Genomic DNA, 26,754 nt, shown 5'->3' with positions numbered 1-26,754 from the left:
AGGCCAAAGCGCGTGCATCGGATCATCAAATTTCGAATTGGGGCTGCAAAAGGCGTATGCGCCCCATGGCCATGCCAGCCGCCGCGGTGCGGGTTTCCACGCCCAGCTTCACGAACACCCGCTCCAGGTGTTTCTTCACCGTCATGGGGCTGCTGCCCAGGATGTCGCCGATGTCCTTGTTGGTCTTGCCCTTGACCACCCAGTACAGCACCTCGGCCTCCTTGGGGGTGAGCTTGAACGACAGGCCAATGGCCTCGATGACGGCGGTGTCTGACACCTCGCGCATGACGATCAGCCAGTCGCCCTGCGCGTCCACATCGCCAATCTGCTGGTGCAGCCGGAAGCCCAGGCGCGCAGCACCCCGCTCCAGCGTCAGGCGCGGCGGCTCACCGGGCTGGTCCAGTCTGGACAGGCATTGCTGCAGCCAGGCCACGACCTCCTGCGGCGTCTCTGGCGCCTGCGTGCCGCAGTAGCGCAACAGCAGTTCGCGCGCCAGCGGGGTTTGCCACAGGAGCGCGCCGTCCGACGCCCGCACGGTGATGGTGGCGTAGCCAAAGGCGTCCAGCGCATTGCGGGTCTGCCTGCGCTCGCGTGCGCCGGCCAGATGCACACCCATGCGGGCCAGAACTTCCTTGGGCTTGATGGGCTTGGTGACGTAGTCCACCGCACCGCATTCGAGTGCGGCCACCAGGTGTTCGGTTTCGGTGAGGCCGGTCATGAAAATGATGGGGATGTGGGCGGTCTCGGCCTGCGCCTTGAGGCGCCGGGCAACCTCGAAGCCGTCCATGCCGGGCATCATGGCGTCCAGCAGCACCACATCGGGCAGCGCTTGCAGGGCGCGCTTGAGGGCCGCCTCGCCGCTGGTGGCGATCAGCACGGTGTAGCCGGACTCATCCAGCGCGTCGTGCAGCACCGACAGGTTGTCGGGCACGTCATCGACGATGAGCACCACGTCGCTGTTGCCGCGGTCCAGGGCGCTGGCGATGTCAATAGACGGGTTCATCCAGCGCTTTCTGCAATTGCATCAACATGGTCTCGAACTGGTATTGGCGCGCCAGTGTATCCAGTGGGGTGAGCAGGCCCGCGCATTGCGGGTGGGCCTGCGCCAGGGCGGCCAGCTTGTTGGTGATGCCACGGAAGTAGCCCAGTTGCACCAGGCCCAGCAGCGCCAGCAGTTCCTCGCGCGGCAGCCTCGCTGTTGTTGCAGGGGCCACTGCCGCGGGCCGCACTTCTGCGGGCGCGCTGCTGACCCAGACCAGTTGCAGGCGCCGCTCCAACCAGTCCAGCAGTTCGCTGTGGCGCACCGGCTTGACGATGAAGTCTTCCGTGGCAATGCCCAGTCCGTGGTCCAGGGCGCGATCAAACGCGTTGGCCGAGACGATGGCCACGGCAGGCTGCGGCCCATCCAGCGCGCGGATGCGGCGCAGGGTTTCCCAGCCATCAATGCCGGGCATGGCCAGGTCCAGCAGGATCACATCAGGGTTCAGTCCGGCGGCCAGCAGGTCCAGGCAGTCATGGCCGCTGGCGGCCTGGCGCAACTCGAAGCCCAGCGGCTCCAGTACCTGCGTGAGCAGTGCACGGTCGGCGGCCTCGTTGTCCACCACCAGAATCTTGCGCCGCGCACCCGCATAGCCACTGCGGCTGGCACGTTCAACGCGCCTGGCTTCCAGCTGCTGCACGCCATCGGGTGGCAGGTGCATTTGCGGCAGGAACAGGCGCACGGCAAACACCGAACCCTGGCCCGGCACGCTACGCACCTGCATCTCGCCACCCATCAGGTCGGTGAGCATCTTGGCAATGGTGAGGCCCAGGCCAGAGCCACCCGCACCCTGCGCGCTGGCGCCGCGCACAAAGGGCTCGTAGACGCGCTCCACCTCGGCGGCCGTCATGCCCGGGCCGGTGTCGTGGATCTCGATGTGGGCCATCTCACGCGCATAGCGCACCTGCAGCACCACCCCGCCCTGCTGCGTGAACTTGATGGCATTGCCCAGGAGGTTGAAGCAGATCTGGCGCAGGCGCTTGTCATCGGCCTTGACCCAGGCTGGCAGGCTGCCCTGCACCTCGTAGCGGAAGGACAGCCCCTTGTCGGAAGCCTGCAGCTCAAACATGTCGGCCACATCGGCCATGGCGGCTTCAAACTGCAGCGGCTTGGGCGCGAGCATCAGCTTGCCGGACTCGATCTGCGCCATCTCCAGCGTGCCCTCCATCAGCGAGAGCAGGTGCTCACCGCCACGCAGGATGACGCTCACCGCTTGCTTGCGGTGCGGTGGTATGCCGCTGTCCTGCCCCATCAGTTGCGCGTAGCCCAGGATGCTGTTGAGAGGGGTGCGCAGCTCGTGGCTGATGGCACTGATGTAGCGGCTCTTGGCGGCGTTGGCCTGCTCGGCCTGCTTGCGCGCCACCTCAGCCACGGCGCGGGCGTCCTGCAGGGCCCGGTCGGTCTGGCGGTGCAGCTCAATCTCGCGCATCAGCAAATGGGTCTGGCGGTTGGATTCTTCTTGGGCCACCTGGCGGCTCTTGTGCGCCAGCACCAACCACCAGGCCACGATGCCCGAGAGCAGCAAGAGTGCTGCAAAGGCCTTGCTGAAGCCCGACAGCAGGGCCGCGCGCAGGGCGGCCTGACTCTCTGCCATGTCGGCAAAGGCGGACAGCTCCTGGCGGTAGAACATGGCAAACACGGTAACCAGCAGCGGCACGATCACACCCATCAGCAGCACAAAGTGCGAGAGGCCCGTGTCCAGGTACGGCCAGGTGGCGCGGGGCAGCAGCCAGCGCAGTGCGCCAGACCATTGCACGGCCAGGCTGGCGTGGGGCTTGCAGGCATCGCCACAGCGCGCATCCAGCGTGCAGCACAGCGAGCAGATGGGCCCTTGGTAGGCCGGGCAGTGCGCCATGTCCGGGCCTTCGTAAGTGCGTTCGCAGATGACGCAGCGGCTGGGTGTCAGGCGCGAGTAGCCGCCTTGCTCCTTGGCCGAGTCTCTTGCAATGTAATAGCGGCCTTTGGTGAGCCAGGCCAGCAACGGTGAAGCGATCAGCGCAGTGACCAACGCCACCACGGCCGAAAACGCCTGCGCCGTGGGCCCGAACAACCCCAGGTAGGCGGCTATCGACAAGAGTGAGGCCAGTGCCATGGCGCCCACGCCCACCGGGTTGATGTCATACAGATGGGCACGCTTGAACTCGATGCCCTTGGGCGACAGGCCCAACGGCTTGTTGATCACCAGATCGGCCACCACCGCCATGATCCAGGCGATGGCGATGTTGGAGTACAGGCCCAGCACATCGCCCAGGGCCTGGAACACATCCATCTCCATCAGCATGAAGGCAATCAGGCTGTTGAACACCACCCAGACCACGCGCCCGGGATGGCTGTGCGTCAGGCGCGAAAAAAAGTTGCTCCAGGCCAGCGAACCCGCATAGGCATTGGTGACATTGATCTTGAGCTGCGAGAGCACCACAAACAAGGCCGTAGCCGCCACCGCCCAGCCCAGGGTGGGGAACACATACTCATAGGCCGCCAGGTACATCTGGTTGGGGTCTACCGCGCGCTCGGCAGGCACGCTGTGGCTGATGGCCAGATACGCCAGAAAGGCGCCGCCCAGCATTTTCAGCACACCCAGCACCACCCAACCGGGGCCGCCCACCAGCACCGCGAACCACCAGCGTTTGCGGTTGTGTGCGGTCTGCTGCGGCATGAAGCGCAGGTAGTCGGCCTGCTCGCCCATTTGCGTGATCAGGGCAATGCCCACCGTCAGCGCAGCACCAAATAAATGCACATCGAACACGCCACCCGTGCCCAATTCACCAGCGTAGTGCGTGATTCCCGCAAAAGCCGCGGGCTCGCGCACCAAAACATAGCCAAAGGGGACGACCAGCATCAACAACCAGATGGGCTGGGTCCAGAGCTGCAATTTGCTGATGGTGGACACCCCGTGGGTGACCAACGGGATCACCACCAACGCGCAGATCAGGTAACCCCAGGTGGGCGGAATATCGAGTGCCAGCTCCAGCGCATAGGCCATAACGGCCGCTTCGAGCGCAAAGAAGATGAAGGTGAACGAGGCATAGATCAGCGAGGTGATGGTGGAGCCGATGTAGCCAAAGCCCGCCCCGCGCGTGAGCAGGTCCATGTCCACGCCGTAGCGTGCCGCGTACACGCTGATGGGCAGGCCGGCCAGGAAGATCACCAGGCCGGTGACCAGAATCGCCCAGAAGGCGTTGGCAAAACCGTATTGCACCAGCAGGGTGGCGCCCACCGCCTCCAGAATCAGGAACGAAGCCGCGCCAAAGGCGGTGTTGGCCACCCGCCACTCGGACCAGCGCCGAAAGCGCTGCGGCGTGAAGCGCAGGGCGTAGTCCTCCATGGTCTCGCTGGCCACCCAGTTGTTGTAGTCGCGGCGGATTTTGACCACCCGCTGGCGGGCAGCGGGGTTGCTCTGGAGGTCTTCCGGGGACGGGGGTGGGACAGGGTGCACCCTGTTTCGGGTGCAGTTTCTGTGCCACCCCCGCGCACACTCAGCTTGCTGCAAGGTTTCAGCATGCCCGCGCGTGGGGTCAATGCGACAGGGCACGGGCCTTGCTTAGTCCTATGCATTAATCTGTAGCCTGAACTAAAGCGACACCTACGAGCACACCGCCATGGAACTGACACCACGAGAGAAGGACAAGCTGCTGATCTTCACAGCCGCTCTGCTGGCCGAGCGCCGCAAAGGCCGTGGACTGAAGCTGAATTACCCCGAAGCCATCGCCCTGATCAGCGCGGCGGTGATGGAAGGCGCGCGCGACGGCAAGACCGTGGCCCAGCTCATGTCCTATGGACGCACCGTGCTGACGCGCGACGATGTCATGGACGGCATTGCCGAGATGATTCCCGACATCCAGGTGGAAGCCACCTTCCCTGATGGCACCAAGCTGGTCACCGTCCATCAGCCAATAATATGAACACCCCCCGGCTTGCCCACTGCGTGTGGCCTCTTTCCCCCTTGCAGGGGGCAACACCAGTGGCCCGGCGGAGCCGGTTCCACGGTGTTCCTGAAAAATGCTTTCCCTCCTCCACCCTTTCAATCAACACCACGTTTTGGGAGCCCCTATGCATACGAAACTGAAAGCTCTTTTGGCCCTGTTGGCCACGGCCGCCGCATCGGGCAGCGCCCTGGCCCACACCGGGGTGGACGTGCACCAGCACATGGGTTTCATGGCGGGCTTTCTGCACCCCTTTGCCGGCCTGGACCACATGGCGGTGATGCTGGCTATCGGCCTGTGGAGCGCGCTGATTGCCAAACAGTTTGGCCGTGAAATGCTGTGGGGCCCACTGGGCTTTGCCAATGTGCTGCTGGCCGGTGCGGCCCTGGGGCTGCAAGGCATGCAGATCCCCGCGGTGGAGCCCATGATTGCTGCATCCCTGGTGGCAGCCGGTTTGCTGGTGGTCAGCAAGCTGCCGCTGCGCGGTGTGGCCGCTGCCATGCTGGCGGGTGTGTTTGCGCTGTTCCACGGCCTGGCCCACGGCTATGAGCTGGCCAACAACGCCAATGCCTTCCAGGCCCTGGCCGGCATGGTCAGCGCAACACTGCTGCTGCACACCATGGGCCTGGCACTGGGCTGGTCCTTGCGCGGCGCCAACGTCTGGGTACCCCGCATGCTGGGTGGCGCTGTGGCCGCCTTGGGCAGCGCCCTGCTGTTCCTGCAACTGACCAACTAAACCGTTTTTGATTGGGCACGCACTTATGACCCCGGGCGAAATCCTCACCGACGACGGTGAACACACCCTCAACGCCGGACGGCGTACCCTCACCCTGGTGGTGCAAAACACCGCCGACCGCCCGGTGCAGGTGGGCTCGCATTACCACTTTGCCGAGACCAATGGCGCCTTGGGCTTTGACCGTGCAGCCGCGCAGGGCATGCGCCTCAACATCGCATCAGGTTCTGCCGTACGTTTCGAGCCGGGCCAGCAGCGCACCGTAGAACTGGTGGACTTTGCGGGCGACCGCGTGGTGTATGGATTTCGCGGATTGACCCAGGGGCCATTGGCTCAAACGACAGCCCAGGGCGGAGACAAATAATGGCAACCATCGGACGCCGCGCCTATGCGGAAATTTTTGGCCCCACCACCGGCGACCGCGTGCGCCTGGCTGACACCGGCCTGCTGATTGAAGTGGAAAAAGACTACACCCTGGCTGCAGGCAGCTATGGCGAAGAAGTGAAGTTCGGCGGTGGCAAGACCATACGGGACGGCATGGCGCAAAGCCAGCGCACCAACGCCGAAGGTGCGGTGGACTGCGTGATGACCAACGCCCTCATCATCGACCACTGGGGCATTGTGAAGGCCGACATCGGCCTCAAGGGCGGGCGCATCGTGGGCATCGGCAAGGCCGGCAACCCCGACACGCAGCCCGGCGTGGACATCATCATCGGACCCGGCACCGAGGTCATCAGCTGCGAAGGCAACATCGTCACCGCTGGCGGCATTGATTCGCACATCCACTTCATCTGCCCACAGCAGATTGAGGAAGCCCTGGCCAGCGGTGTGACCACCATGCTGGGCGGCGGCACGGGCCCGGCCACCGGCACCTTTGCCACCACCTGCACGCCCGGCCCCTGGAACATCGAGCGCATGCTGCAAGCGGCCGATGCCTTCCCCATGAACCTGGGCTTTCTGGGCAAGGGCAATGCGTCCTTGCCAGCTGCCCTGCACGAGCAGGTGAATGCTGGCGTGATTGGATTGAAGCTGCATGAAGACTGGGGCACCACGCCCGCGGCCATCAGCAACTGCCTGGATGTGGCGGATGAAACCGATGTGCAAGTGGCCATCCACTCCGACACGCTCAACGAATCCGGCTTTGTGGAAAACACCATAGCCGCCACCAAAGGGCGAGGCCTGTGCGCCTTCCATACCGAAGGTGCCGGCGGCGGCCATGCCCCCGACATTCTGAAGGTGGTGGGCCAGGCCAACTTTTTGCCCAGCTCCACCAACCCCACCATGCCCTACACGGTGAACACGCTGGACGAGCATGTGGACATGTTGATGGTTTGCCACCACCTGGACGCGGGCATTGCCGAAGATTTGGCGTTTGCCGAGAGCCGCATCCGCAAGGAAACCATTGCTGCAGAGGACATCCTGCACGACCTGGGCGCCATCAGCATGATGAGCAGCGACAGCCAGGCCATGGGCCGCGTGGGCGAGGTGATCATCCGCACCTGGCAGACCGCACACAAGATGAAGGCGCAGCGCGGCAGCCTCGGTGATGACACATCCCGCAGCGACAACTTCCGTGTCAAACGCTATATCGCCAAATACACCATCAACCCGGCCATTGCCCACGGCATCAGCCACGAGGTGGGCAGTGTTGAGGTGGGCAAGTTTGCCGACCTGGTGGTCTACAAGCCGGCCTTCTTTGGCGTGAAGCCCGCACTGATTTTGAAGGGCGGATTCATCGCTTTCGCCGCCATGGGCGACCCCAATGCCAGCATTCCCACACCGCAGCCGGTGCACTACCGCCCCATGTTCGGCGCCTATGGAGGCGCCCTCACGCGCGGCTCTTTGACTTTCGTGTCACAGGCCGGGTTGAATGCCGGCATCAAGGACCGCTTTGGCCTGGCCAAGAATCTGAGTGCCGTAAAAAACATCCGCGGCGTGCGCAAGCAGCACATGGTGCACAACAGCTATTTGCCCACCATGGAGATCGACGCGCAAACGTACTCGGTGCGCGCCGACGGGCAACTGCTGACTTGCGAACCGGCCGTGAGTTTGCCGCTGGCGCAGCGGTACTTTTTGTTCTGAAAGTGGGCTTGGTTTGGCAGACTCAACGTAACTGACTAAGGTCGCCCAGCCCACTTGCGCTGCCCTGTTCTGCCAGGCTCTGGTCATGCATCAAAAGCAGCACCTGCCGGTTCATTCATTTCGTCTGGCTCATTTGGCAAGTTGATGGAATGTGTCGCGGTACTCACGCATGAATTCGCGGCCCGCCTTTAACTGCTCATCCAGTTCCGGGTCATACGGTGTGAGCGTGAGGCCATTGGTGGCTTCGGTCAGAAACAAGGTGTCTCCTCTGGCAACCTTCAGGCGTGCGAGAACATCCTTGGGCAAGATCACCCCCACCGAATTGCCGATTTGTATGAGCTTGAGTGCGGACATGGACGACTCCGGAGGGTTCTAGCGTTCGTCATATTAAGTCTGCCAGCAAGAGGATTCAAGCGCTAAAAAGTCTCCCACTCTTCATCCGCCTTGGCGCTGGCCGTCACCACCGGGGCTTTGGCAGGCGCCGGTGCAGCGGGCCGGGCCAGAGCGACCTGCGCTTTGGGTTTGGGCATGGCAGCAGGCTTGCTCCTAGCAGCCAGGCTGACGGGCTTGGAGGGCGCCAGCGCAGGGCGCGGCTTGTGTGCCAGCGGTGCGTGCGCATGGTCCACCAGCGAGCTGTGCACATTGCCCGCCAGCTTGAACACCGCCACCACCTGCACCAGGTCTTGCGCCTGTGCCTTGAGGCTGCTGGCCGCTGCGGCCATCTGCTCCACCAGGGCCGCGTTCTGTTGCGTGACCTGGTCCATCTGCGTAACGGCTTCGCCCACTTGCGATACGCCCAGGGACTGCTCGCTGCTGGCGGCGCTGATTTCGCCCATGATGTCGGTGACCCGGCGAATCGCATCCACCACTTCGGTCATGGTGCTGCCAGCCTGGTCCACCAGCACCGTGCCGTGCTCCACGCGCTCCACGCTGGCGTTGATCAGGCTCTTGATTTCCTTGGCTGCCTCGGCACTGCGCCCGGCCAGGGACCGCACCTCGGAGGCCACTACCGCAAAGCCGCGCCCCTGCTCACCGGCACGAGCTGCTTCCACCGCCGCATTCAGCGCCAGGATGTTGGTCTGAAACGCAATGCCGTCGATCACGCTGATGATGTCGGATATCTTGCGTGAGGACTCATTGATGCCCTTCATGGTGTCCACCACCTGGCTCACCACATCACCGCCACGCACTGCCACGGTGGAGGCGTTCATCGCCAACTGGTTGGCCTGGCGCGCATTGTCTGCATTCTGTTTGACGGTGGCGCTCAGTTCTTCCATGCTGGCTGCGGTTTGCTCCAATGCACTGGCCTGGCTCTCGGTACGTGCTGACAGGTCGTGGTTGCCCTGCGCAATTTCAGAGCTCGACGTGGCCACTGCCTCGGAGCCCTGGCGCACATTGGCCACCACCACGGCCAGGCGCGTCTGCATCATGTCCAGATTGCCCAGCAGGTGGCCCAGTTCATCCGTGCCGTGGCTCTTGACGGAGTGGGTCAGGTCACCATCGGCAATGCTCTGGGCCAGAATCACCGCATCCTGCACCGGCACAATCACGCTGCGCGGAATCACATAGATCAGCCCCAGGCCGACCAGCATGATGATGAGCGTGGCCACCAGCATCGCGTTCTCGGCCGAGGTAACAACGTCCGCCACCTTCTTGGCGGCACCCGCTGTGCCCTCCAGATTGAATTGGAGTATGGACTCCATGGCCGCGTAGGCACCCCGGAAGTCGGCTGGCCCTTTGTCGGCAAAAAGCTTGCGCGCCAAGCCCTGCTGTTCTTCGGTGCTGCCCGCACCGTCCACACCGGCCAACGCTTCCTTGGACAGTTTGAAATAGGTATCGCGTTTGGCCTGGTAGTCTGCATACAGCGCCTTTTCGGCATCGCCCTGCACCTTGTTTTCTTCGGTGTAGGTGAGCAGGGTGGCTGCGTAGATTTCGGTGGCCTTGGCCAGTTCGGCGTCCACGGTCTGCAGCTTGGCGGCAAATGCGGGGATGTCACTCGGGTCACGCCCGGCCAGGCGGTCACTGACCATCAGGTAATGGTCCGCCACAAAGCCCTTCATGTGGCCCAGATTTTCAATGGCCGGTATCCAGGAACCCGCCACCTCCCCGGCTTCGTATTTGACAGAGATGTTGCGATACAGGGAGTTGGCGGCACTGAGCACGGCCAACAGCAGTATCAGCGCCAAACCCACGGTGATGCGGGCGCGGATGCCCAGTCGATTGATATTCATTCGATAATGATCGCCCAGATTGGCAGCCGCCATGGAACTTAATGCACAGGCCCTTGCGGGTGTTGCAATTTTCAAACGACCTGCAGGCAGGATGCCGCAGGCACAAATGCTGCTTAGTACGCACCACACCATGATCCAAGCTTCCAAACTCATCCCCCAAGGCAAGGGCCTGGCTGCCGCCCTGCTCAAGCGCGCCAGCACCGTCGAGCTCGACTGGGACGTGCGGCAGAAAAGCCGCTTCGAGACCACCGACTCTGTCGACCGCACCGTGGGCGTGTTCCTGCAGCGGGGCACCGTCTTGCGCGGTGGCGATGTGCTGTTGGCCGAAGACGGCTCACTGATCCAGGTCTGGGCCGCACCGCAAAAAGTGCTGCGCATCACCCACTGCACAAACCACGGCACGCCGTTTGACCTGATACGCGCGGCCTACCACCTGGGCAACCGCCATGTACCCATTGAGCTCAAGCCCGACTTCCTGCAAATCGAGCCCGATCACGTGCTGGCCGAGATGCTGCGCGCCATGCACCTGATCGTGAATGAAGTAGACGCGCCCTTCGAGCCCGAGAACGGCGCCTATGCCACGGGTGGGCACGGCCACGGGCATGGACACGATCATGGTCATGCGCACGTTCATGGACCGGACTGCGACCACGGGCACGAACACTGAAGCCTCTGCCCATGCACGACATGTCCCTCATGCAGCTGATGTGGCTGGCCTCACCGGCTCTGCCCATTGGCGGATTTTCGTATTCCGAGGTGCTGGAGGCAGCCATCGATGCGGGCCGCGTCAGCAACGAGGCCGAAGCGTCAAGCTGGCTGGTGGACCAATTGCACCTGAGCCTCTCGCGCTCCGATTTGTCGGCCGTGGCCCAGGCCATTCCGGCCTGGCGCGCACAGGACCACACGCGCATTGCCCAGCTCAACGCCTGGGTGCTGCAGACGCGCGAGAGCAGCGAGCTGCGTGCGCAAACCGAGCAAATGGGCCGCAGCCTGCTGGAGTGGCTACGCAACCACACCACCGCCACCCCCGCGCAAATTGCCACCCTGGCCGCCATGGATGCCAGCTACCCCCTGGCCTATGCGCTGGCCGCCAGCAGCACGGGCGCACCGGTGCGCGACTGCCTGCTGACGTATGCCTTCGGCTGGGCCGAAAACATGACGCAGGCCGCCATCAAATCCGTGCCCTTGGGCCAGAGCGCAGGGCAGCGCATCCTGTCTGCCATCACCGCCGAAATTCCCGCGGCGGTAGACCACGCGCTGGCGCTGGATGACGACACGCGCCAAGCCTTTTCCCCCATGTTGGCGATTCTGAGCAGCCAGCATGAAGTCCAATATTCCCGTCTGTTTCGATCCTAGGAAAAACCACCCATGTCCTCCGCACTGCACCACATTCCCAACCGCACCAAGAAGCTGCCCCCCTTGCGCGTGGGCATAGGCGGCCCGGTGGGTTCGGGCAAGACCACCATTCTGGAAATGCTGTGCAAGGCCATGCGAGAGCAATACGACCTGGTGGCAATCACCAACGACATCTACACCAAGGAAGACCAGCGCCTCTTGACCGTGAGCGGCGCCCTGCCCGCCGAGCGCATCATGGGCGTGGAAACCGGCGGCTGCCCGCACACCGCCATCCGCGAGGACTGCTCCATCAACCTGGAAGCCATTGACCGCATGCTGGTGGACTTTCCCAACGCCGACATCGTGTTTGTAGAGAGCGGTGGCGACAACCTGGCAGCCACCTTCAGCCCCGAACTCTCGGACCTGACCATCTACGTGATCGACGTGGCCGCCGGTGAAAAGATCCCGCGCAAGGGCGGCCCCGGCATCACCAAGAGCGACCTGTTCGTGATCAACAAGACCGACCTGGCCCCATATGTAGGCGCCAACCTCGAAGTGATGGAAGCCGACACCATCCGCATGCGCACCACGCCCAAGGGACTCAAACCCTTTGTCATGACCAACCTGAAGACCCTGTCCGGCCTGGACACGGTGGTGCGCTTTATCGAGAGCCGGGGCATGCTGAGCGCAGCGTGAATTTGCGGCCGGTTAGAATACCGGCCACAGGAAGCTTGGCCGAGCGGTTTAAGGCACCGGTCTTGAAAACCGGCGAGGATGTGAGTCCTCCGTGAGTTCGAATCTCACAGCTTCCGCCGCAACCGCCTATCAGGCGGTTTTTTTACGTCTTTTCCAGACTCCAGTTACCCACATAAACCAAACTCTCCGCTCTATAATTCGAATCACAAAGTCTCACCGCGTCTTTTTCAATCCTACGTTTTTATGTGGGGCTTGATGTGGGGAAAGAAATTCGAATGCCAAAAATTGCCAAGCCACTGACCGCCATTGAGGTGAAGCGCCTGCAAGCGCCTGGACTCCATGCCGTTGGCACCGTCCCAGGTCTTCACCTGAGCATAGGCAAGTCTGGTTCAAGTTCGTGGATTCTCAGAACCAAGGTGGGCGATAAGCGCAAAGACATAGGGCTGGGCGGATACCCAGCAATACCGCTTGCGGAAGCCCACGCAAACGCCCGCCAAGCGCTTCAAAGCATCAAAGAAGGGGTAGACCCCGTGGCCGACAAAAAGGCCAAGCGAAACGCCATTGAATGGACTTTCAAGACTTGCGCTCTAGCCTACATAGAGTCACACAAGCCAAGCTGGAGCAACCCAAAGCACGGTCAGCAGTGGGAAAACACCCTTGCAACTTACGTGTATCCCCATTTCGGTGACAAACACGTCAAGGACGTGGACATTGCAGACGTAACGACCGCAATTCGACCAAACTGGGCCACCAAGAACGAAACAATGGTGCGAGTACGCAACCGGATTGAATTGGTGTTGTCATGGGCTGCGGCCCAGGGCTACCGACCTAGGGGACTCAATCCAGCAGCGTGGCGCGGTAACTTGGATCAAGTGCTACCCAAGCCCTCCAAGGTGAACAACCGCAAGCACCACGGGGCCATTCCCATAGCAGACATGTTCGAATTCATGGTAACGCTCGGCGGTGTTGGCGGCACAAGCGCCCGATGTCTTGAGTTCGTCATCTTGACGGCAAGCCGTTCAGGCGAAGCGCGGGGTGCAACATGGAGTGAAGTGGCCCTTGATAGCGGCGTATGGACCATTCCGGCGGAGAGAATGAAGGGACGCAGACCACATCGCGTACCCTTGAGTGCTGAAGCGCTAGCCCTTCTAAACGGGCTGGTGCGATTCGAAGATACAGACCTGCTGTTCCCAGGCCGCGACGGAAAAAAACCATTGTCGGATATGTCACTCACCGCCGTGATGCGTCGATTGAAACTAACTTCCGTTCCCCACGGCTTCCGATCCACATTCAGCGACTGGGTTGCGGAGCGCACAAGCTACCCCAGCGAAGTGAGGGAAATGGCGTTGGCCCATGCAATAGGCAACGACACTGAAGCAGCATATCGGCGCGGCGACTTATTCGACAAGCGCCGCAACCTGATGACGGACTGGGCCGCATACCTCAAGACCAAGCCGGTAACAGCTAACAACGTCGTCAACATCAAGGCGGCATGAGCCGCCCGATACCTTACCAACCCAGGAGCAACCACCCCATGAAAATGACTTTCCAGCAAACTTGCGACTTCCTGGAAGCCGCAGCGCATACCGAGCCACCCGTTGATTGCGGCAATGCCGTCTTGAATCGCGGCATTGATGCTGACGGCAACAGCTTCACGCTTTATGTTGATGCAATGAACGGGGACGGGACACTCACGACAATCTGAAATATTCTTGTCGGTGCCAGTCAAAACTTGTTGGCACTTGACTACAATAGACTTGCGGTTGAACCCTACGCAATGTAGGGAAGCAGTCATCCGTGAAGTTTTCCAGAGAGTGGGCTTGAAACAGGCCAAGTTAGTCCACTCACTTATTGCGCTATTTTTGCGCTCCTTGCAACTAAGCCGAACTCACCCTCATGGGGTTAGCTTTCGCTTGCGTGGCTGACTCCCTGAGACATTCCCTTGTGTTTCATACGGAGACAGAAATGTCCTTAAATCAGAAAATCCTTCGCCTACGCGACGTTGTCGGCACCACCGGCCTATCCAAAAGCTCAGTCTACCGCCTGCTATCCATGCAGCTATTCCCGGCTCCCGTAAAGCTCGGCCTTGCGGCTGTCGGCTGGCGCTCCAATGAGATCGAAGCGTGGATTCAGTCACGCCCAACAGTGGGGGCCGTGTGATGTGCTGTCCCGAACTGAAAATTTACCCGAGCGAAACAGACCCAGGCACAGAAACGGTGAAGCTGGAACTAGACGCGCACACCGCGCTGACGCTTGAGCAAGCGGCCATCCGAGAAGGTCTGTCACAAGGGCAGCTTATCGCGCACATGGTCGCGGACTACACAAGCCGCATTTACTTCTGGGCGGCGGCATGAAAGCTCCCATGACAAACCACGACCTAAACAGCGTCAGCGGCTTCTATGCCGTTGACCTGGACGTCTACCTTCAAACCCTCGAAGAATGCATCATCCTGCAATCGTTCGAAATGGGAGGTGGTGTCGTAATCCACTACGGTATGAGGGGCAGTTCACCGGCTTGGCTGATGGACAACCCACACGGACTGTATGCAATCTGGGTGGAAGATGCTGGCGCCGTTCACTGAAGGTGCGGGGCTGGCTAGCACCAGCCCCATTCCAGCACACAGAGTCGCGCTTGACACACTGGAAAGCGGCACCGACTACAGAGAGGAAGCGCTTAAACAAGCACTTTCAAAAGCAAGCTTAGGCGAGCTGAAACGGTCACTGCAAAAGCAAGCAGAATCCTTGAACGAAGGCGCAGCAATGCGCCTTTCTCAAGAGTTCACGCGGCGCGGAATTGCGCCAGCCTTTAGAGGCATTCCCGTCCGGGGTGACCCGTGGTGGCGGCACCCTACTGAAGAAGTTAATTTCATACTGGTGTGTGCTGACATCGAATGGCTTGCCAGCCGCTACCCAAGCCACACAACGGCATGGAAGCGCGCGCAAACTGCCTTCGACCCCAAGAAGTTGGAAGCTACTGCAAATTACCTCTGTTGGAATGGTCGCGAACCTGGACAGATTGCGATTGCACTTGGTCTGTCTGTTGACCAACAACGCCAACTAGCACGCGTTCAGTTCACCAACGTACGGCGGTGGGTTGACCAACTGCATGAGCGCCTACCCTTTGCTGAATCTGCTATCCGGCGCGAGGTGGAGTCACGCCCCTGGAAGTCTAAAGACCCAATGGAATTCACCATTAAGCGGCGGCTGGCGCTTTGGCATTGCGCAAAGCTTGCCGACGACAAGCCGCAAAGAACCGCCGACTTCTACAAAATGCAAACCGGCGAATCGATTACACGCGGAATTGTGGCGGTGCAGTTGGTCAAGTTACCTACGGTACGTCGCTCACCCCTCTAGTTTTCTCTAATAGGGATGACTCCTAGAACGAAGTTCTAGGCTATGCCAAATCAGCCGGAAACCCGCATGGAATAAGGGCCTCAAGCTATTACAACTTTCAATAATTAAGCTATGACAACTTTATTTTGGTTGTCATAGCTTCTTATCCATAGCCGTAATACCTTGAGCGCCAATGGAGACGCTCATCTTGCAAAATGAATCCCCCGACGGAATTGGAGTGACTGCATCACATGCACACAATGCAATCATTTCCTGCGCAATCAAAAGTTCCTCAAACCTGCCAGCAACCCACCCAAAAACACCCTCAATAATAGGAAGTTCAGGCAATCAAAGTCTTAGGAAATTTTGCCGACCTCCAAGGTAGAGCTTTCAATATTTTCCGATAAAAATTGTTCAAAGCTTACACGGCTCAACTATTGCCATGAGATACATTTAAAGTGTCACACTAGGGAGCAAAAATAATTGGAATCTGAGAAGTCGAACCACAAAAACATCAACAACATCACTATCGGAATTGTTGGCTTGGCGGCAGCGATAGGAGCATTCCTTGCTCCTCCAAACCTAAAGGACAAGATTGAAGGTCTTGCAATGTACGGATCACAGGAGCGCACCTGTTACCGTGAGTATGTTGGCGATCTAAAAGACCCATATTCAGCATATCTCGTCGAAAGCAGAGTTCTGGTTCGTCCAAAAGGCTTTCCAAACTTCTACCCTGTTCTCGAAAAATTCGATGAGGCGATTCAAATCACTATCGCGTCCAAGAACGGCTTTGGAGCTTACACGAAGCAACAATTTCAATGTCCAACTCGAAATGGAATAGTTGATACGACCGACACACACCTTTGGCAATTGCAATCTGAGCGGCTCTAACTGTCTCTAAAGCCCAACATTTGAACCCTGAAATAGTGGTGTTTTCACGGTACTAAAAATTTAAAAATTTGCCTTCGCCTAATAGCGATGGGGCACTTCACATTGTTTGAGGTGTCGTCTATGCATTTTCTATCAAATCTTGGCAAAGATTAAAGCGAAAATGTATTGACGAGATTCAAGACAACGATTGGAAAACCACGATGCAATTTCTTCCATCCGTAATCGGAAGTAGTAATGGCAAGGAATCAATTTTGCCGGCAGATAGCGTTTTTCAGGTTCGTCCATTCCTGAATAAGTTATGCCTTGAATATGAACATTTGCAACATTTCAAGAAGCTAGTATTTCGCCAACACCCAACATACGCTTTCGAACTTATCGAAAATGTAAAGGAAGACCCTCCAGATTTTCGAATCAAAAGAGGCGGAAAAATTATTGGACTTGAACTTACTGCTTACACGCCTTCAACTCGACGTAAACAGGTAGCTTTTTTCGGAAAAATACAGGATCAATTTCTCCAGGCTCACAGGTGCGGGGCACTAAGAAATCTACAAGGCGTCTACATTGAATTGTCATTCAAGACGGATGACGGCACCCCAAAGAAAGTGGACGAAAAAACATTCGTGGAACTTACCCAAGCGTTTAGCAAATTAAGCCCCAGAAGGGATAAAAAAAACCGTATCTGCTCCAATGGAGGCAATCCTTATCCACTCGGGGAATCTGGAGAAACCAATGACGGAGGTATTGGCTGGTATGTCTACGCCGTTTCTGAGACACCGTCTTACGGCACTGCACTCGCCAATGAAACAGGTTTCGACATCAACTATGTCTATAGGCGATGGACTGATTCCAGCGAAGTATTCGAAGAACTTCAGAATCGCATTGATGCCAAAGATCACGGTAGGAACGGAACTGAGGAATTGCTAATTTCCGCAGGGGCGCCCAGCCTAGATGGCTGGGTCATAGCGTCAGAATCGACTTGTATGGCGCATTGCATCAAGGAGTGGACTGGACCAAAGGCTAAACCGAAGCATTTGAAGCGGATTTTCTTAGACATTTGGGGTGCTGATCAATTGCATATACTGTACGAAGCAAACCAGTAGCCCATCTAACCACATTCTTTTTAAAGTGGGTAAGGATGTGGGTAAATTGAAAATTTGACCTTGAAACCCGCATGAATGCTAGATGTTCTACGGACACAGCTTCCGCCAGCCAGGCTGCCGTACGGCCCACGCCAGCTGCCCCACCCCCAGTTCAGTTTTCAAGCCACCAGCCACCCAGACCGTGGCGGTGCCGCACCCCCAGCCATACATCAGCCCATTGCATGACGCAACACTGGTGACCTGGACCAGTCTGCCCCCATACTGTGCGCAACCCAGAAGGACTGACCTATGCAATACGAAGAACGCTTTACCGACGCACAACTGGGCAAGATCATTGAAGAGGGCATGATTTACATGTGTGCCTGCCCGGCCCAGGTGGCCGAAGCCCTGCGCAAGCTGCGCGAGTTGCACCGCTACCAGCAACAGTGCCTGACACAGCCCACCAATGACGCCACCGTGCACAACGCCATTGCCACGAGCACCGTCCAGGCCCATGCCCTGCTGCAGGACTGCCTGGACCACGTTCTGACGCTTGAAAAATGGGACCGGCTCACCCTGCAAATGCCGGACAACCTGCGGGTGCGTCAGATGACTGAAATGTTGGCTGAAGACTGATCGTCCCGCGCCGCCCAGTGCTGCGCCAGCACCCCGCAGATGGCGAGCTGCAGCGGGTGGTAAATCATGATGGGGATGAGGATCAGCCCGAGCGCCGGGTTGGCACCAAAAATCAGGTGCGCCATGGGCACACCGGAGGCCAGGGTCTTTTTGGAGCCGCACAACACGGCTGCAATGCGGTCTTCATCGGGCAGGCCCATGCGCCGGGATACCAAGTTGGTCAGCCCCAGCACCACAAAGAACAGCGCAGAGCCCAACAGCACGGTCTGCAACAGCACAGTCCAACCATAGCTGTGCCAGATGCCTTGCTGCACCGAATCACTGAACGAGGTGTAGACCAGCATCAGAATCGTCACCCGGTCCACGATCTGCAGGCGCGGCTTGTGGCGCGCAGCCCAGTGCTGCAGCCAAGGCCGCGCGGCCTGACCGGCCACCAGCGGCAGCACCACCCACACGAGCAGGTTGACCACCACCGGACCCACCTCAAAGGCCGTGCCCTCGTGCCCCATGGCCCAGGCCATCCACAGAGGCGTGAGCACCACGCCAATCAGGCTCGACAGCGTGGCGTTGAACAGTGCCACCGGCACATTGCCGCGCGCCGCAGCCGTCAGCGCCACCGAGGACGACACGGTGGATGGCAAGGCGCACAGGTAAAAAAAACCCAACTGCAGGTCGGGTGCCATCCAGCCATCACTGACCTTGATCAGGGCCAGGCCCAGCAGCGGAAAGAGCAAAAACGTGCTGAGCTGAACCAGCAGGTGCACGCGCCAGCGCGAAACGCCCTCGCGCAGTGCGGCCAGCGGCAGGCCCAGACCGTTCAGAAAAAACACCAGCGCAATGCCGACTTTGTTGAGCACATCCGGATGCAGAAAGCCGCCCTGCGCGCCGGGCCCGGGCCAGACAAAGGCCAGCGCCACCACCAGCACCATGCCTTTCATGAACCAGTCGAACCTGAATTTCGGGCTTGCGGTTTTTGCTTTATTGGGTGTTGCCATGCTGCGATGCTAGTGCATGGAGCGTGCCACAAAATATCTGGCCGTCGCGTTCCAGCAGCATCAGGCGCGGTGCCACTTGTGAAGCCCTGGCCACGCCTGACTTCACGGCCACCCAGGCCCGCACGCCATGCTGGCTGCGAAAGATGCCATCTGAGAGGCGGTAGTCCACCCCATCCACCTGCATGACACCTTGGGCAGCAAAAGCGTCTTCTATGCGGGCATTGGGTACGCCATAGCCCAGCACATGGCCTCCATCGCAGGTACCGGTACTGGGCGAGTCAAAAAAGTCCAGCAGCACTGCTGCGCACAGGCAGGTGATGGCCAGAAGCACTGCGGGATTCAAGGGCGGGCGGGTCTGCACGGCACAAGGTGAACTGCAGTGCCGCCATCCCTGGCATGGTGGATCGCGGCCTGTGGTCCAAAGTGGTTGGGTTAGCGCGCAATGTGCCGCGCACCGCGCACCCGCGTGCGCCGCTTTGTCCGAACGAGAACACTATTGAGTAGGGGGAGTCGCGAGAGCGGAAAGCGCCCGGCAATGGGCCTGCTTGAGCAACTGGCGTTTTCCGCTGGACTGGTGCAACAGCCAGCATTGCCCGTCCTGGATCTGCAGGTGCAGGCGCTGCGGCTGCTCCAGATCGCGCCCCTGCAGCAAGTCCCCACTGGCCGTGTACTGGTGTCTTCTTTCAAGCACCAACTCGCTGCTGCGGGTCAGGTCGCTGTCGGCCAGGGTGACGCTGGCAAAGCCGCTCAAGGTCAGCACAGCCTGGCGCAGCTCCAGGCGCACGGCTGCATCCGGATCGATCAGCACTGCCGCTTGGGCGGGTTGTGCCTGGCCCACCTGGCAGCCGGGCAACAGCCAGGTGGCCAGCACCAGCACCAAGACCTGCCCGTGGAAGCGTGCGAGCTTGCTCTTCATGGCCTGTCCGTCAGGATACGCAACGCACGGACTCCGGGTTGCACCACAGTCGGCACGTTGGGTTCAAAGGGCGTGCCCCTGAATGCCTGCGCGCTGGGCCCCGCAGGCGCACTCGCCACGGCCGGGCAGGCGCCGGTGAGGCGATAGTGCAGTGCTGTGCTGAGCATGGTCTCCAAAGGGTCGCCGCGCCCATGGTTGAAGTCATCGGCTGCAGCGCAGGTGGGTCGGAATCCGTCGGCGTAATCACCAAAACCCGCGTTGTTGACGCCCTTGAACTGGATCGCAAAGTAGGTATAGCCGCAGTTGTCCTGCGGCACAAAGCCATAGGGCTTGCCGCGTGTGGTGCTACCCATCAAATGCACCGTCACACCGACGCCGCGCAAACTGTTGATCACCGACTCACTGGCCGAGGCCGTGTCGCGCGTCACCAGCAGCGTCACACGCGACAAATTCAGGTGCGGCAGGAGCTGGCCATTCGAGTCCAGGTCGTAGAACGGAAACGTTGTACTTCTTGCGCCCAGCTTGTCGTTGTAAATCAGGGTCTCAAAGGCCTTGCCTGCGGTGCTGGCCGGGTCGGCAATCATGGAGGCCAGGCCGTCTGCGATATACAACAATCCCCCACCGTTATAGCGCATGTCAATCACCAGATCGCTCACCTGGTCTGTCTTGAGCTGGTTGATGGCGGCAATCAGTTCCTGCTCGGACTTTGCAATATGGGTATCGAAGACAAAGTAACCAACCGTGCCATTGGCCGTGGCCAGGGTCTTCACGTTTTGCACGCTGGGAATGCTGTAGGTGCCGGCAGCCAGGGAAGTGACCAGGTTGTCGGAAAATACCAGCACGTGTGGTGCCAGCGTCCTGGGGAACAGGCCTTCGTTCAGTATGGCAACGCCAGCGCTGGTGTTGCTGGTTGCAAAGTCAACGCCGTCCACCGAAATGATTCGGTCACCCCGCTTGACGCCGGCCACCGCTGCGGGCGAGCCGGGTGCAACCTCTGCCACCACCCAGTTGCGTGGAATGGTGTTGACCAAGTCCGCCCACAGAATGCCGTAGTCCTCGGAGATTCCCGCACTGGTATCGTTCCAGGACTGTGTGGTCTGTGACCAGTGAAACTGGTCCACCAGGGCCCCCGTCGCCGTCGTGGCGTTGGTCTTCAAGACATTGAAATAGGCTTGCGGGGTTGTGTAGCTGGCCGCGTTGACGGCAGGCACATCCCGGTACCACAAGTAGGTTTCATCGACGAAGGACCGCAGGTAGGCTTTCTCCTGGTCCACAGTTCCCTGCCGGTCTGCCGTACCGGGTCTGGGGTTGGCGCACAGATGGGCCAGTTGTGCCGATGGGGCAAAGGCCGTAGCCAACGGTGGGGCACTGTTGCCGCCACCGCCACCGCCACAGGCCGCCAAGAGCATGGCCACGCACAGGGCAGCCATGCGGGCAGAGCTGGCAGTGCGCTGCCCAAAGGCCCGATTGAGAGATGTTTTCATGGGCTGCTGTGTCCGTAAATTGCGATGCGTCCAATGTGCCGGGCACCTAAACCCGCAACGAACTCCTCTGTCCAAAGGCAAACACTGTGGGCGCAACTTCGTCGCCCGGCAAAACCCCTCAGGGCTGGCGCGGCGGCAGTTCCAGCTTCAGGCCCACAGGGCCCGTGGCCTGTGTGCCCAGCGCCACAGCGCGCGCCTCAACCGACTGCAGCACCCAGCCCGCTTCCACGGCATTGCCCACGCGAAAAGGTTTGGCGGGCTTGCCATCAATGGACAGCAAGGCCACGCCCGTGCCGGAACCCAGGGCCACGATGCCGGTGAGCTTGAAGCGGCTGCTGGCCTCGGGCGCAGCGGCTGCCTCCGCCGGGGTGGTCACGGCACCCAGCAGGCGCGCAACCACGCCAGCGCCCACAGGCGGGGTGTCCTCACTGGCCAGGGGCAATGGCAGGGGCGGCCCGGCGTCTGCCACCGGCCAGCGCAAGACCCAAAACACCACACTGCCCGCCAGCAGCAGCGCCACCCCAAAGGCGGCAAGGCGTGGCATCCAGGGTGTGGCGGTGTTGGTTTGCATATTCGCGATTATCATGGTGTGGCTTTAGTCGCACTAGGTGTTCCCATGAATATTGTTGTCTCGTCCTCACGCCGCATCACCCGGGGCTTTACCCTGATCGAACTGATGGTGGTTCTGGTCATCATTGGCGTGCTGGCTGCACTGATCGTGCCCAACGTGCTGGACCGGGCCGATGACGCCCGTGTCACCGCCGCCAAGACCGATGTGGGCAACCTGATGCAGGCGCTCAAGCTCTACAAGCTCGACAACCAGCGCTACCCTGCAGGCGCACAAGGCTTGCAGGCGCTGGTGGCCAAGCCCACGGTAGATCCAGTGCCGGGCAACTGGAAGCCCTACCTCGACAAGCTGCCCACCGACCCCTGGGGCGGCAGCTACCAGTACCTGAACCCCGGCATCAAGGGTGAAGTTGACGTGTTGTCGCTGGGTGCGGACGGCAAGCCCGGTGGCGAAGGCAAAGATGCGGATATCGGCAGCTGGCAGTAACCCTGGTCCTGGCAGTCCAGCAGCAACCCGGCGGCACGGCTTCACGCTGATTGAGTTGCTGGTGGTGATCAGCATCATCGCCATTGCCAGCGCCGGCGTGGCCTTTGCCATGCGCGACAGCGCGCAAACCCAGCTTGAGCGAGAAGCGCAACGCCTGTCGGCCCTGCTGGAATCGGCCCGGGCCCAGTCGCGCACGCGCGGGGTGGCCGTGGTCTGGCGCAGCACAGCCCAGGGCTTTGTGTTTGAGGGCCTGCCGCCCGGTACCCTGCCCGGAAACTGGCTGGATGCCACAACCACCGCGGCCGCAGGCAGCCGCCTGGAGCTGGGGCCGGACCCCATCATTGCCGCCCAATCGGTCACCCTGGGCAATCTGCAGCAAAGCAGCGTGGCCTGGCGGGTGGCCAGCGACGGCCTGCGCCCGTTTACCGTGCAAAGGGCGGACGCGCCAGCCGCTGGCGCAGGCATACCGCCATGAGCCGCCAGCCCCGGCCCGGCGCCCGCGCCGCCAGCCAAGCCCGCGGCTTTACCCTGATTGAAGTGCTGGTGGCCTTGGGCATTGTGGCCATTGCGCTGACTGCCGGCCTGAAGGCTGTGGCCTCGCTCAGCCGCAATGCAGAGCGCCAGTCGGATGTGATGCTGGCGCAGATGTGCGCCGAAAACGAACTCATCAAGCTGCGCCTGGCGCGCCAGCTTCCCGGCGTGGGGGACAGCAGCAGCGACTGCGAACAGGCCGGCCAGACCCTGCAGGTGCAAACCACAGTGCGACCCACGCCCAACCCCAATTTCCTGCGCGTGGACGCCCAGGTGCTCAAAGAGACCACTCCGGTGTTCCAGATCACCACCGTGATGGGGCGCAACTGATGGCAACCTGCAAAACCCCTGCACGCCGGGCGCGCGGCTTCACCCTGGTGGAACTGCTGGTGGCCCTGGTGGTGATGGCCCTGCTCAGCCTGATGAGCTGGCGCGGGCTGGACGCCATGGCCCGCGCGCAAACCCAGACCCAGGCCCGGGCCGACGACCTGCTGGCCCTGCAAAGCGGCCTGGCGCAATGGGGGGCGGACCTGGACGCCATGGCAACCGAGCTCACCAAACCGGGTGCCACCAGCGCGCTGCCCAGCCCGCTGGAGTGGAACGGCCAGGTGTTTCGCATCACCCGTTACAGCAGCGGCACCGACGCCGGCCTGCGCGTGGTGGCCTGGGCCCTGGGCGAGGACCAGGGCCGCAAGGCCTGGCTGCGCTGGCAGTCGCCCGTGCTGCGCACCCGCGCGGAATGGCAGGCAGCCTGGCTGCAGGCCGGTGTCTGGGCGCAAAGCCCCACCGCCGCCAGCCGTGCCCGCCAGGTCAGCATCGTGCCCCTGGTGGACTGGCAGATCTTCTATTACCGGGGTGACGCCTGGAGCAACCCCGGCTCCAGCAGCGAGGCCGCCTCTGTCAACCCGGACGGTGTGCGCCTGCTGCTGACACTGCCCGATGGACAGCCGCTGGCGGGCAAGATCACCCGCGACTGGATTCGCCCCACGGCCGTGGGAGCCAAGACATGAAGCCCATCACAGCGTCGGCCACGGGCACCAGGAGGCAAAGGGGCGCGGCCCTGCTCACCGCCATGCTCACCGTCACCCTGGTGGCGACCTTTGCATCTGCCGCGCTGTGGCAGCAATGGCGCAGCGTGGAGATAGAGGCTGCCGAGCGCAGCCGCACGCAAATGCAGTGGGTGCTCAACGGCGCGCTCGACTGGGCACGGTTGATCCTGCAGGAAGACGGGCGCAATGGCGAGATCGACCACCTCTCCGAGCCCTGGGCCCTGCCCTTGCAGGAAGCGCGCCTCTCGAGCTTTCTGGCCGTGGACAAGAACAACACCGATGACGCCATGGACGCCTTTCTGTCCGGCCAGATCAGCGACCAACAAGCCCTGCTCAATGTGCGCAACCTGGTGGTGGACGGCAAAGCCAACCTGCCTGCCTTTCAGGCCTTCGGGCGCCTGTTCACCCTCCTCAACCTGCCGCGCAACCAGCTGCAGGTGCTGGTCGACCAGCTGATCGCCAGCGATGCCGCCAGTGCGGATGCCACGGCCAACTCAAAATCCGCGAGCCTGGCCCAGGCACCGCTCAAGCCCTACCGCATGGAACAGCTGGTCTGGCTAGGCCTGCCTGCGGCCACCATCAAGGCCCTGATGCCGTATGCCACCCTGCTGCCGGTGGTCACGCCGGTCAACCTGAACACCGCCGGTGCCGAAGTCCTGAGTGCCGCCCTGCCCAACACGGATTTGGCACAGGCACAGCAAATGGTCACGCAGCGGGCCACGGCCCATTTCAAGACCCTGGCCGAAGCCCTCAAGGCGGCCGGCATCCCGGACGCCACGGCGGCCCAGGTGGACACCAAGGACTACGCCATAGGCACCCATTTCTTTGCCGTGCTCGGGCGCTTGCGCCTGGGTGACAGCGCGGTACAAGAGGTTTCACTGGTCGAACGCATGGGCTCGGATGTGAAGGTCCGGTGGCGCCAGCGCGAGGCCCTGACTGCTGCGGCAACGGCATCCCTACAATGAGCATCAGCAGCCCATGTCCACACTGATACTTTCCCTCCCCTCCATTTCAGGTGCAGCCTCGCCCGAATACGACTACGTGCTCACGCCCGACGGCGAGCAACTGACGCTGCAGGGGCGGGCCGCTGCAGCCCTGCTGCCTGCGCAAGGCACGCGTGGCGCCGAGGTGGTGGCGGTGATTCCGGCGCGCGCGCTGTCCTGGCACAGCATCGCACTGCCCGAAAAGGTGTTGCGCGGCCTGCTGTCGGGGCGCACCGAGTCGGCCCGCGTGCGGGGTGTGCTGTCCGGGGTGCTGGAAGACCAGTTGCTGGACGAACCCGATCGCCTGCACTTTGCGGTGTTTGCCGCAGCACCCGGCACGGCGGACGAGGCACCCCGGGCCTGGGTGGCCGCCTGTGACCGGGCCTGGCTGCAGAGCAGCCTGCAGGCCCTGGAGGCTGCGGGCCGCACGGTGGGCCGCATCGTGGCCGAATGCACGCCCACACCGGCGGGCACGGCCCGCGCGCTGATCAACCCGGACTTGGAGCCGGCACAGATGCTGCTGTGCACCGCCCAGGGGGTAAGCCTCCTGCCCCTGTTGCCCAACACCCTGGCGCTGGCCCAGGCACAGGCCGGGCTGGAAGTGTTCGCCGAGCCGGCCGTGATGGAACTGGCGCAGAGCAGCTTTGGCAACCAGGTGGCCTTGCAGACCCGCGCCCAGCGCCTGCTGATGGCCGCCCAGTCGCCCTGGAACCTGGCGCAGCTGGAGCTGAGCGCCTCGCCCGGCGGACGCCTGCAAAAGCGCCTGGCGCTGGCCTGGCAGCAAGGGCTGCATGGCGCGGCCTGGCGACCGGTGCGCTGGGGCCTGGTGGCCCTGCTGCTGGTGCAGGTGGTGGCGCTCAACGCGCTGGCCTGGCACCAGCGCAGCCAGCAGGACCAGCAACGCGCTGCCATCCAGGGCATGCTGCAACAGACTTTTCCGGATGTGCGCCTGGTGATTGACGCACCGCTGCAAATGCAGCGCGCGGTGGACGATCTGGCACGCTCCCACGGCGCAGGTGCCGACACCGATCTGGCCCGCGTCTTCTCTGCCCTGGGAGCGTTGGTGCCCCCCACCCTGAACCTGTCGGCCATTGAGCTGACCGACAGGCAGCTGCTGCTCAGCGCCACCGGCCTGGACGCGGGCAACACGCAGCCGCTGATCGATGGTCTGGACGCGCGCGGCCTGCGCGCCCAGATTCAAGACGGACAAATCACCATCAGCCCCAAGGAAGCACGCCCATGAGCCGCCCCATCTTGGTCTGGCAACAAGCCCTGCAGGCGCGCTGGAACGCCCTGGGTGCGCGCGAGCAGCGTGGCCTGAGGCTGGCCGCTGCGGCACTGTTGGTGCTGCTGGTCTGGAGCGTGGCACTGGCGCCCGCGCTGCGCACACTGAAAAACGCCCAGACCCAAAGTGCGCAGCTGGGCCAGGCGGCCGAGCGCATGCAGGCCCTGCAGGCGCGCGCCCGGCTGTTGCAGGCCAAGCCGGTGGCTGCCCCGCAGGAGGCTTTGAAGCCCCTGCAAACCGCTGTGACGGCGCTGGGCCAGAGCGCCAGCCTGCAGGTCAGCGGCGAGCAGGCCACCCTGACCCTGAAGTCAGTCAGCGCGCAAAGCCTGGGGCCGCTGCTGGCCCCCGCACCGGGCAGCGGCAGCAGCCCGTCCGAGGCGCATTTGCAGCGCGATGCCGCCAGTGCCGAGCCGCTCTGGAGCGGCAGCCTGGTGTATCGCCTGCCCGCGCAGACGCGCACCAAACCCTGAACCGGCCCGC

At 61.6% G+C, this 26,754-nt stretch carries 32 protein-coding genes and 1 tRNA gene; 24 read left to right on the top strand and 9 right to left on the bottom strand.

Annotated features, from left to right (window positions below):
- Positions 1-25: 25 nt before the first annotated feature.
- Entirely contained in the window at positions 26-1,003 is a 978-nt protein-coding gene (locus DIC66_RS07220; RefSeq protein WP_117175520.1) for a response regulator transcription factor, read from the bottom strand.
- A complete protein-coding gene (locus tag DIC66_RS07215; RefSeq protein WP_117175900.1) occupies positions 987-4,364 on the bottom strand; it encodes a hybrid sensor histidine kinase/response regulator in 3,378 nt (1,125 codons plus the stop codon). The genes DIC66_RS07220 and DIC66_RS07215 overlap by 17 nt, the downstream gene beginning before the upstream one ends.
- A gap of 274 nt (positions 4,365-4,638) precedes the next feature.
- On the opposite strand from DIC66_RS07215, the gene DIC66_RS07210 reads away from it, so the two are divergent.
- The 4 genes from DIC66_RS07210 (at position 4,639) to ureC (ending at position 7,777) form a co-directional block, all read left to right on the top strand.
- Entirely contained in the window at positions 4,639-4,941 is a 303-nt protein-coding gene (locus DIC66_RS07210; protein ID WP_117175518.1) for an urease subunit gamma, read from the top strand.
- 148 nt (positions 4,942-5,089) lie between these two features.
- Positions 5,090-5,698, top strand: a complete 609-nt coding sequence (locus DIC66_RS07205) for a HupE/UreJ family protein (RefSeq protein ID WP_117175516.1) — start codon at positions 5,090-5,092, stop codon at positions 5,696-5,698.
- Positions 5,699-5,723: 25 nt separating this feature from the next.
- Positions 5,724-6,059: an urease subunit beta gene (locus DIC66_RS07200; RefSeq protein WP_117175514.1), complete on the top strand. Its 336-nt coding sequence runs from the start codon at positions 5,724-5,726 to the stop codon at positions 6,057-6,059.
- Positions 6,059-7,777 carry an urease subunit alpha gene (gene ureC, locus DIC66_RS07195; protein ID WP_117175512.1) on the top strand — a complete coding sequence of 573 codons (1,719 nt, stop codon included), beginning with the start codon at positions 6,059-6,061 and terminating at the stop codon, positions 7,775-7,777. Before DIC66_RS07200 ends, ureC begins: the two co-directional genes overlap by 1 nt.
- 129 nt (positions 7,778-7,906) lie before the next feature.
- Here ureC and DIC66_RS07190 read toward each other — a convergent pair whose 3' ends face one another.
- Both DIC66_RS07190 and DIC66_RS23580 read right to left on the bottom strand, forming a co-directional pair.
- Positions 7,907-8,131, bottom strand: a complete 225-nt coding sequence (locus tag DIC66_RS07190) for an AbrB/MazE/SpoVT family DNA-binding domain-containing protein (protein ID WP_117175510.1) — start codon at positions 8,129-8,131, stop codon at positions 7,907-7,909.
- Positions 8,132-8,193: 62 nt separating this feature from the next.
- Positions 8,194-10,008, bottom strand: coding sequence for a methyl-accepting chemotaxis protein (locus DIC66_RS23580; protein WP_117175508.1), 1,815 nt, complete (start codon positions 10,006-10,008; stop codon positions 8,194-8,196).
- 130 nt (positions 10,009-10,138) lie between these two features.
- On the opposite strand from DIC66_RS23580, the gene ureE reads away from it, so the two are divergent.
- The 13 genes from ureE to DIC66_RS07125 all read left to right on the top strand — a co-directional run bounded on the left by ureE (position 10,139) and on the right by DIC66_RS07125 (position 17,977).
- Complete coding sequence (gene ureE / locus DIC66_RS07180; RefSeq protein WP_117175898.1) at positions 10,139-10,675, top strand: urease accessory protein UreE; 537 nt, start codon at positions 10,139-10,141, stop codon at positions 10,673-10,675.
- Positions 10,676-10,686: 11 nt separating this feature from the next.
- Positions 10,687-11,364, top strand: coding sequence for an urease accessory protein UreF (locus tag DIC66_RS07175; protein WP_117175505.1), 678 nt, complete (start codon positions 10,687-10,689; stop codon positions 11,362-11,364).
- A 12-nt stretch (positions 11,365-11,376) separates the two neighbouring features.
- On the top strand, positions 11,377-12,039 hold the full coding sequence (gene ureG, locus DIC66_RS07170) for an urease accessory protein UreG (protein ID WP_117175503.1): 663 nt from the start codon (positions 11,377-11,379) through the stop codon (positions 12,037-12,039).
- A 29-nt stretch (positions 12,040-12,068) separates the two neighbouring features.
- Positions 12,069-12,155: transfer RNA gene (locus DIC66_RS07165), tRNA-Ser, on the top strand.
- Between the two features lie 159 nt (positions 12,156-12,314).
- The gene (locus DIC66_RS07160) at positions 12,315-13,535 is read left to right on the top strand and encodes a tyrosine-type recombinase/integrase (protein ID WP_117175501.1); all 1,221 of its coding nucleotides are present in this window, start codon (positions 12,315-12,317) and stop codon (positions 13,533-13,535) included.
- A 38-nt stretch (positions 13,536-13,573) separates the two neighbouring features.
- Positions 13,574-13,744: a hypothetical protein gene (locus DIC66_RS23075; protein WP_158558862.1), complete on the top strand. Its 171-nt coding sequence runs from the start codon at positions 13,574-13,576 to the stop codon at positions 13,742-13,744.
- 191 nt (positions 13,745-13,935) lie between these two features.
- Positions 13,936-14,199 (top strand): helix-turn-helix transcriptional regulator, encoded by a 264-nt coding sequence (locus DIC66_RS07150; RefSeq protein ID WP_338052482.1) that lies wholly within the window; start codon positions 13,936-13,938, stop codon positions 14,197-14,199.
- Positions 14,163-14,393 (top strand): ribbon-helix-helix domain-containing protein, encoded by a 231-nt coding sequence (locus tag DIC66_RS23220; protein ID WP_199534686.1) that lies wholly within the window; start codon positions 14,163-14,165, stop codon positions 14,391-14,393. Before DIC66_RS07150 ends, DIC66_RS23220 begins: the two co-directional genes overlap by 37 nt.
- Before the next feature lie 8 nt (positions 14,394-14,401).
- Complete coding sequence (locus DIC66_RS07140; protein ID WP_147321262.1) at positions 14,402-14,620, top strand: hypothetical protein; 219 nt, start codon at positions 14,402-14,404, stop codon at positions 14,618-14,620.
- Positions 14,601-15,392, top strand: coding sequence for a hypothetical protein (locus DIC66_RS07135; protein ID WP_117175493.1), 792 nt, complete (start codon positions 14,601-14,603; stop codon positions 15,390-15,392). Before DIC66_RS07140 ends, DIC66_RS07135 begins: the two co-directional genes overlap by 20 nt.
- Positions 15,393-15,854: 462 nt before the next feature.
- A complete protein-coding gene (locus DIC66_RS07130; protein ID WP_117175491.1) occupies positions 15,855-16,262 on the top strand; it encodes a hypothetical protein in 408 nt (135 codons plus the stop codon).
- 200 nt (positions 16,263-16,462) lie between these two features.
- A complete protein-coding gene (locus DIC66_RS22870) occupies positions 16,463-17,362 on the top strand; it encodes a hypothetical protein (RefSeq protein WP_147321261.1) in 900 nt (299 codons plus the stop codon).
- A 288-nt stretch (positions 17,363-17,650) separates the two neighbouring features.
- Positions 17,651-17,977 carry a hypothetical protein gene (locus DIC66_RS07125; RefSeq protein ID WP_117175489.1) on the top strand — a complete coding sequence of 109 codons (327 nt, stop codon included), beginning with the start codon at positions 17,651-17,653 and terminating at the stop codon, positions 17,975-17,977.
- Here the strand turns inward: DIC66_RS07125 and DIC66_RS07120 are convergent.
- The 5 genes from DIC66_RS07120 to DIC66_RS07100 form a co-directional block, all read right to left on the bottom strand.
- Positions 17,947-18,972 carry a bile acid:sodium symporter family protein gene (locus tag DIC66_RS07120; RefSeq protein WP_117175487.1) on the bottom strand — a complete coding sequence of 342 codons (1,026 nt, stop codon included), beginning with the start codon at positions 18,970-18,972 and terminating at the stop codon, positions 17,947-17,949. The two genes, DIC66_RS07125 and DIC66_RS07120, sit on opposite strands and share 31 nt — an antisense overlap.
- A complete protein-coding gene (locus DIC66_RS07115; RefSeq protein ID WP_147321260.1) occupies positions 18,956-19,315 on the bottom strand; it encodes a hypothetical protein in 360 nt (119 codons plus the stop codon). The genes DIC66_RS07120 and DIC66_RS07115 overlap by 17 nt, the downstream gene beginning before the upstream one ends.
- Positions 19,316-19,465: 150 nt before the next feature.
- On the bottom strand, positions 19,466-19,888 hold the full coding sequence (locus DIC66_RS07110) for a hypothetical protein (protein WP_117175483.1): 423 nt from the start codon (positions 19,886-19,888) through the stop codon (positions 19,466-19,468).
- Entirely contained in the window at positions 19,885-21,372 is a 1,488-nt protein-coding gene (locus DIC66_RS07105; protein ID WP_117175481.1) for a S41 family peptidase, read from the bottom strand. Before DIC66_RS07105 ends, DIC66_RS07110 begins: the two co-directional genes overlap by 4 nt.
- Positions 21,373-21,490: 118 nt before the next feature.
- The gene (locus DIC66_RS07100) at positions 21,491-21,958 is read right to left on the bottom strand and encodes a type II secretion system protein N (protein WP_147321259.1); all 468 of its coding nucleotides are present in this window, start codon (positions 21,956-21,958) and stop codon (positions 21,491-21,493) included.
- A gap of 30 nt (positions 21,959-21,988) precedes the next feature.
- Between DIC66_RS07100 and gspG the strand changes: the two genes are divergently transcribed.
- The 7 genes from gspG to gspM are packed head-to-tail and all read left to right on the top strand — an operon-like array spanning position 21,989 to position 26,744.
- Positions 21,989-22,426 carry a type II secretion system major pseudopilin GspG gene (gene gspG, locus DIC66_RS07095; RefSeq protein ID WP_117175477.1) on the top strand — a complete coding sequence of 146 codons (438 nt, stop codon included), beginning with the start codon at positions 21,989-21,991 and terminating at the stop codon, positions 22,424-22,426.
- On the top strand, positions 22,401-22,901 hold the full coding sequence (locus DIC66_RS07090; RefSeq protein WP_117175475.1) for a pilus assembly FimT family protein: 501 nt from the start codon (positions 22,401-22,403) through the stop codon (positions 22,899-22,901). Before gspG ends, DIC66_RS07090 begins: the two co-directional genes overlap by 26 nt.
- Positions 22,898-23,287 (top strand): type II secretion system minor pseudopilin GspI, encoded by a 390-nt coding sequence (gene gspI, locus DIC66_RS07085; protein WP_117175473.1) that lies wholly within the window; start codon positions 22,898-22,900, stop codon positions 23,285-23,287. Before DIC66_RS07090 ends, gspI begins: the two co-directional genes overlap by 4 nt.
- Positions 23,287-23,967, top strand: coding sequence for a PulJ/GspJ family protein (locus DIC66_RS07080; RefSeq protein ID WP_117175471.1), 681 nt, complete (start codon positions 23,287-23,289; stop codon positions 23,965-23,967). The genes gspI and DIC66_RS07080 overlap by 1 nt, the downstream gene beginning before the upstream one ends.
- Positions 23,964-24,971, top strand: a complete 1,008-nt coding sequence (gspK, locus tag DIC66_RS07075; RefSeq protein WP_117175469.1) for a type II secretion system minor pseudopilin GspK — start codon at positions 23,964-23,966, stop codon at positions 24,969-24,971. The genes DIC66_RS07080 and gspK overlap by 4 nt, the downstream gene beginning before the upstream one ends.
- A gap of 13 nt (positions 24,972-24,984) precedes the next feature.
- Positions 24,985-26,232, top strand: coding sequence for a type II secretion system protein GspL (gene gspL / locus DIC66_RS07070; protein WP_117175467.1), 1,248 nt, complete (start codon positions 24,985-24,987; stop codon positions 26,230-26,232).
- Entirely contained in the window at positions 26,229-26,744 is a 516-nt protein-coding gene (gspM, locus tag DIC66_RS07065) for a type II secretion system protein GspM (protein WP_117175465.1), read from the top strand. Before gspL ends, gspM begins: the two co-directional genes overlap by 4 nt.
- The last annotated feature ends 10 nt before the right edge of the window (positions 26,745-26,754 follow it).

It is taken from the genome of Rhodoferax lacus (assembly GCF_003415675.1).
GTDB classification, from domain to species: Bacteria; Pseudomonadota; Gammaproteobacteria; order Burkholderiales; family Burkholderiaceae_C; genus Allorhodoferax; species Allorhodoferax lacus.
Note: the sequence above shows the minus strand (reverse complement) of the source record. Positions and strands in the feature narration are given on the sequence as shown.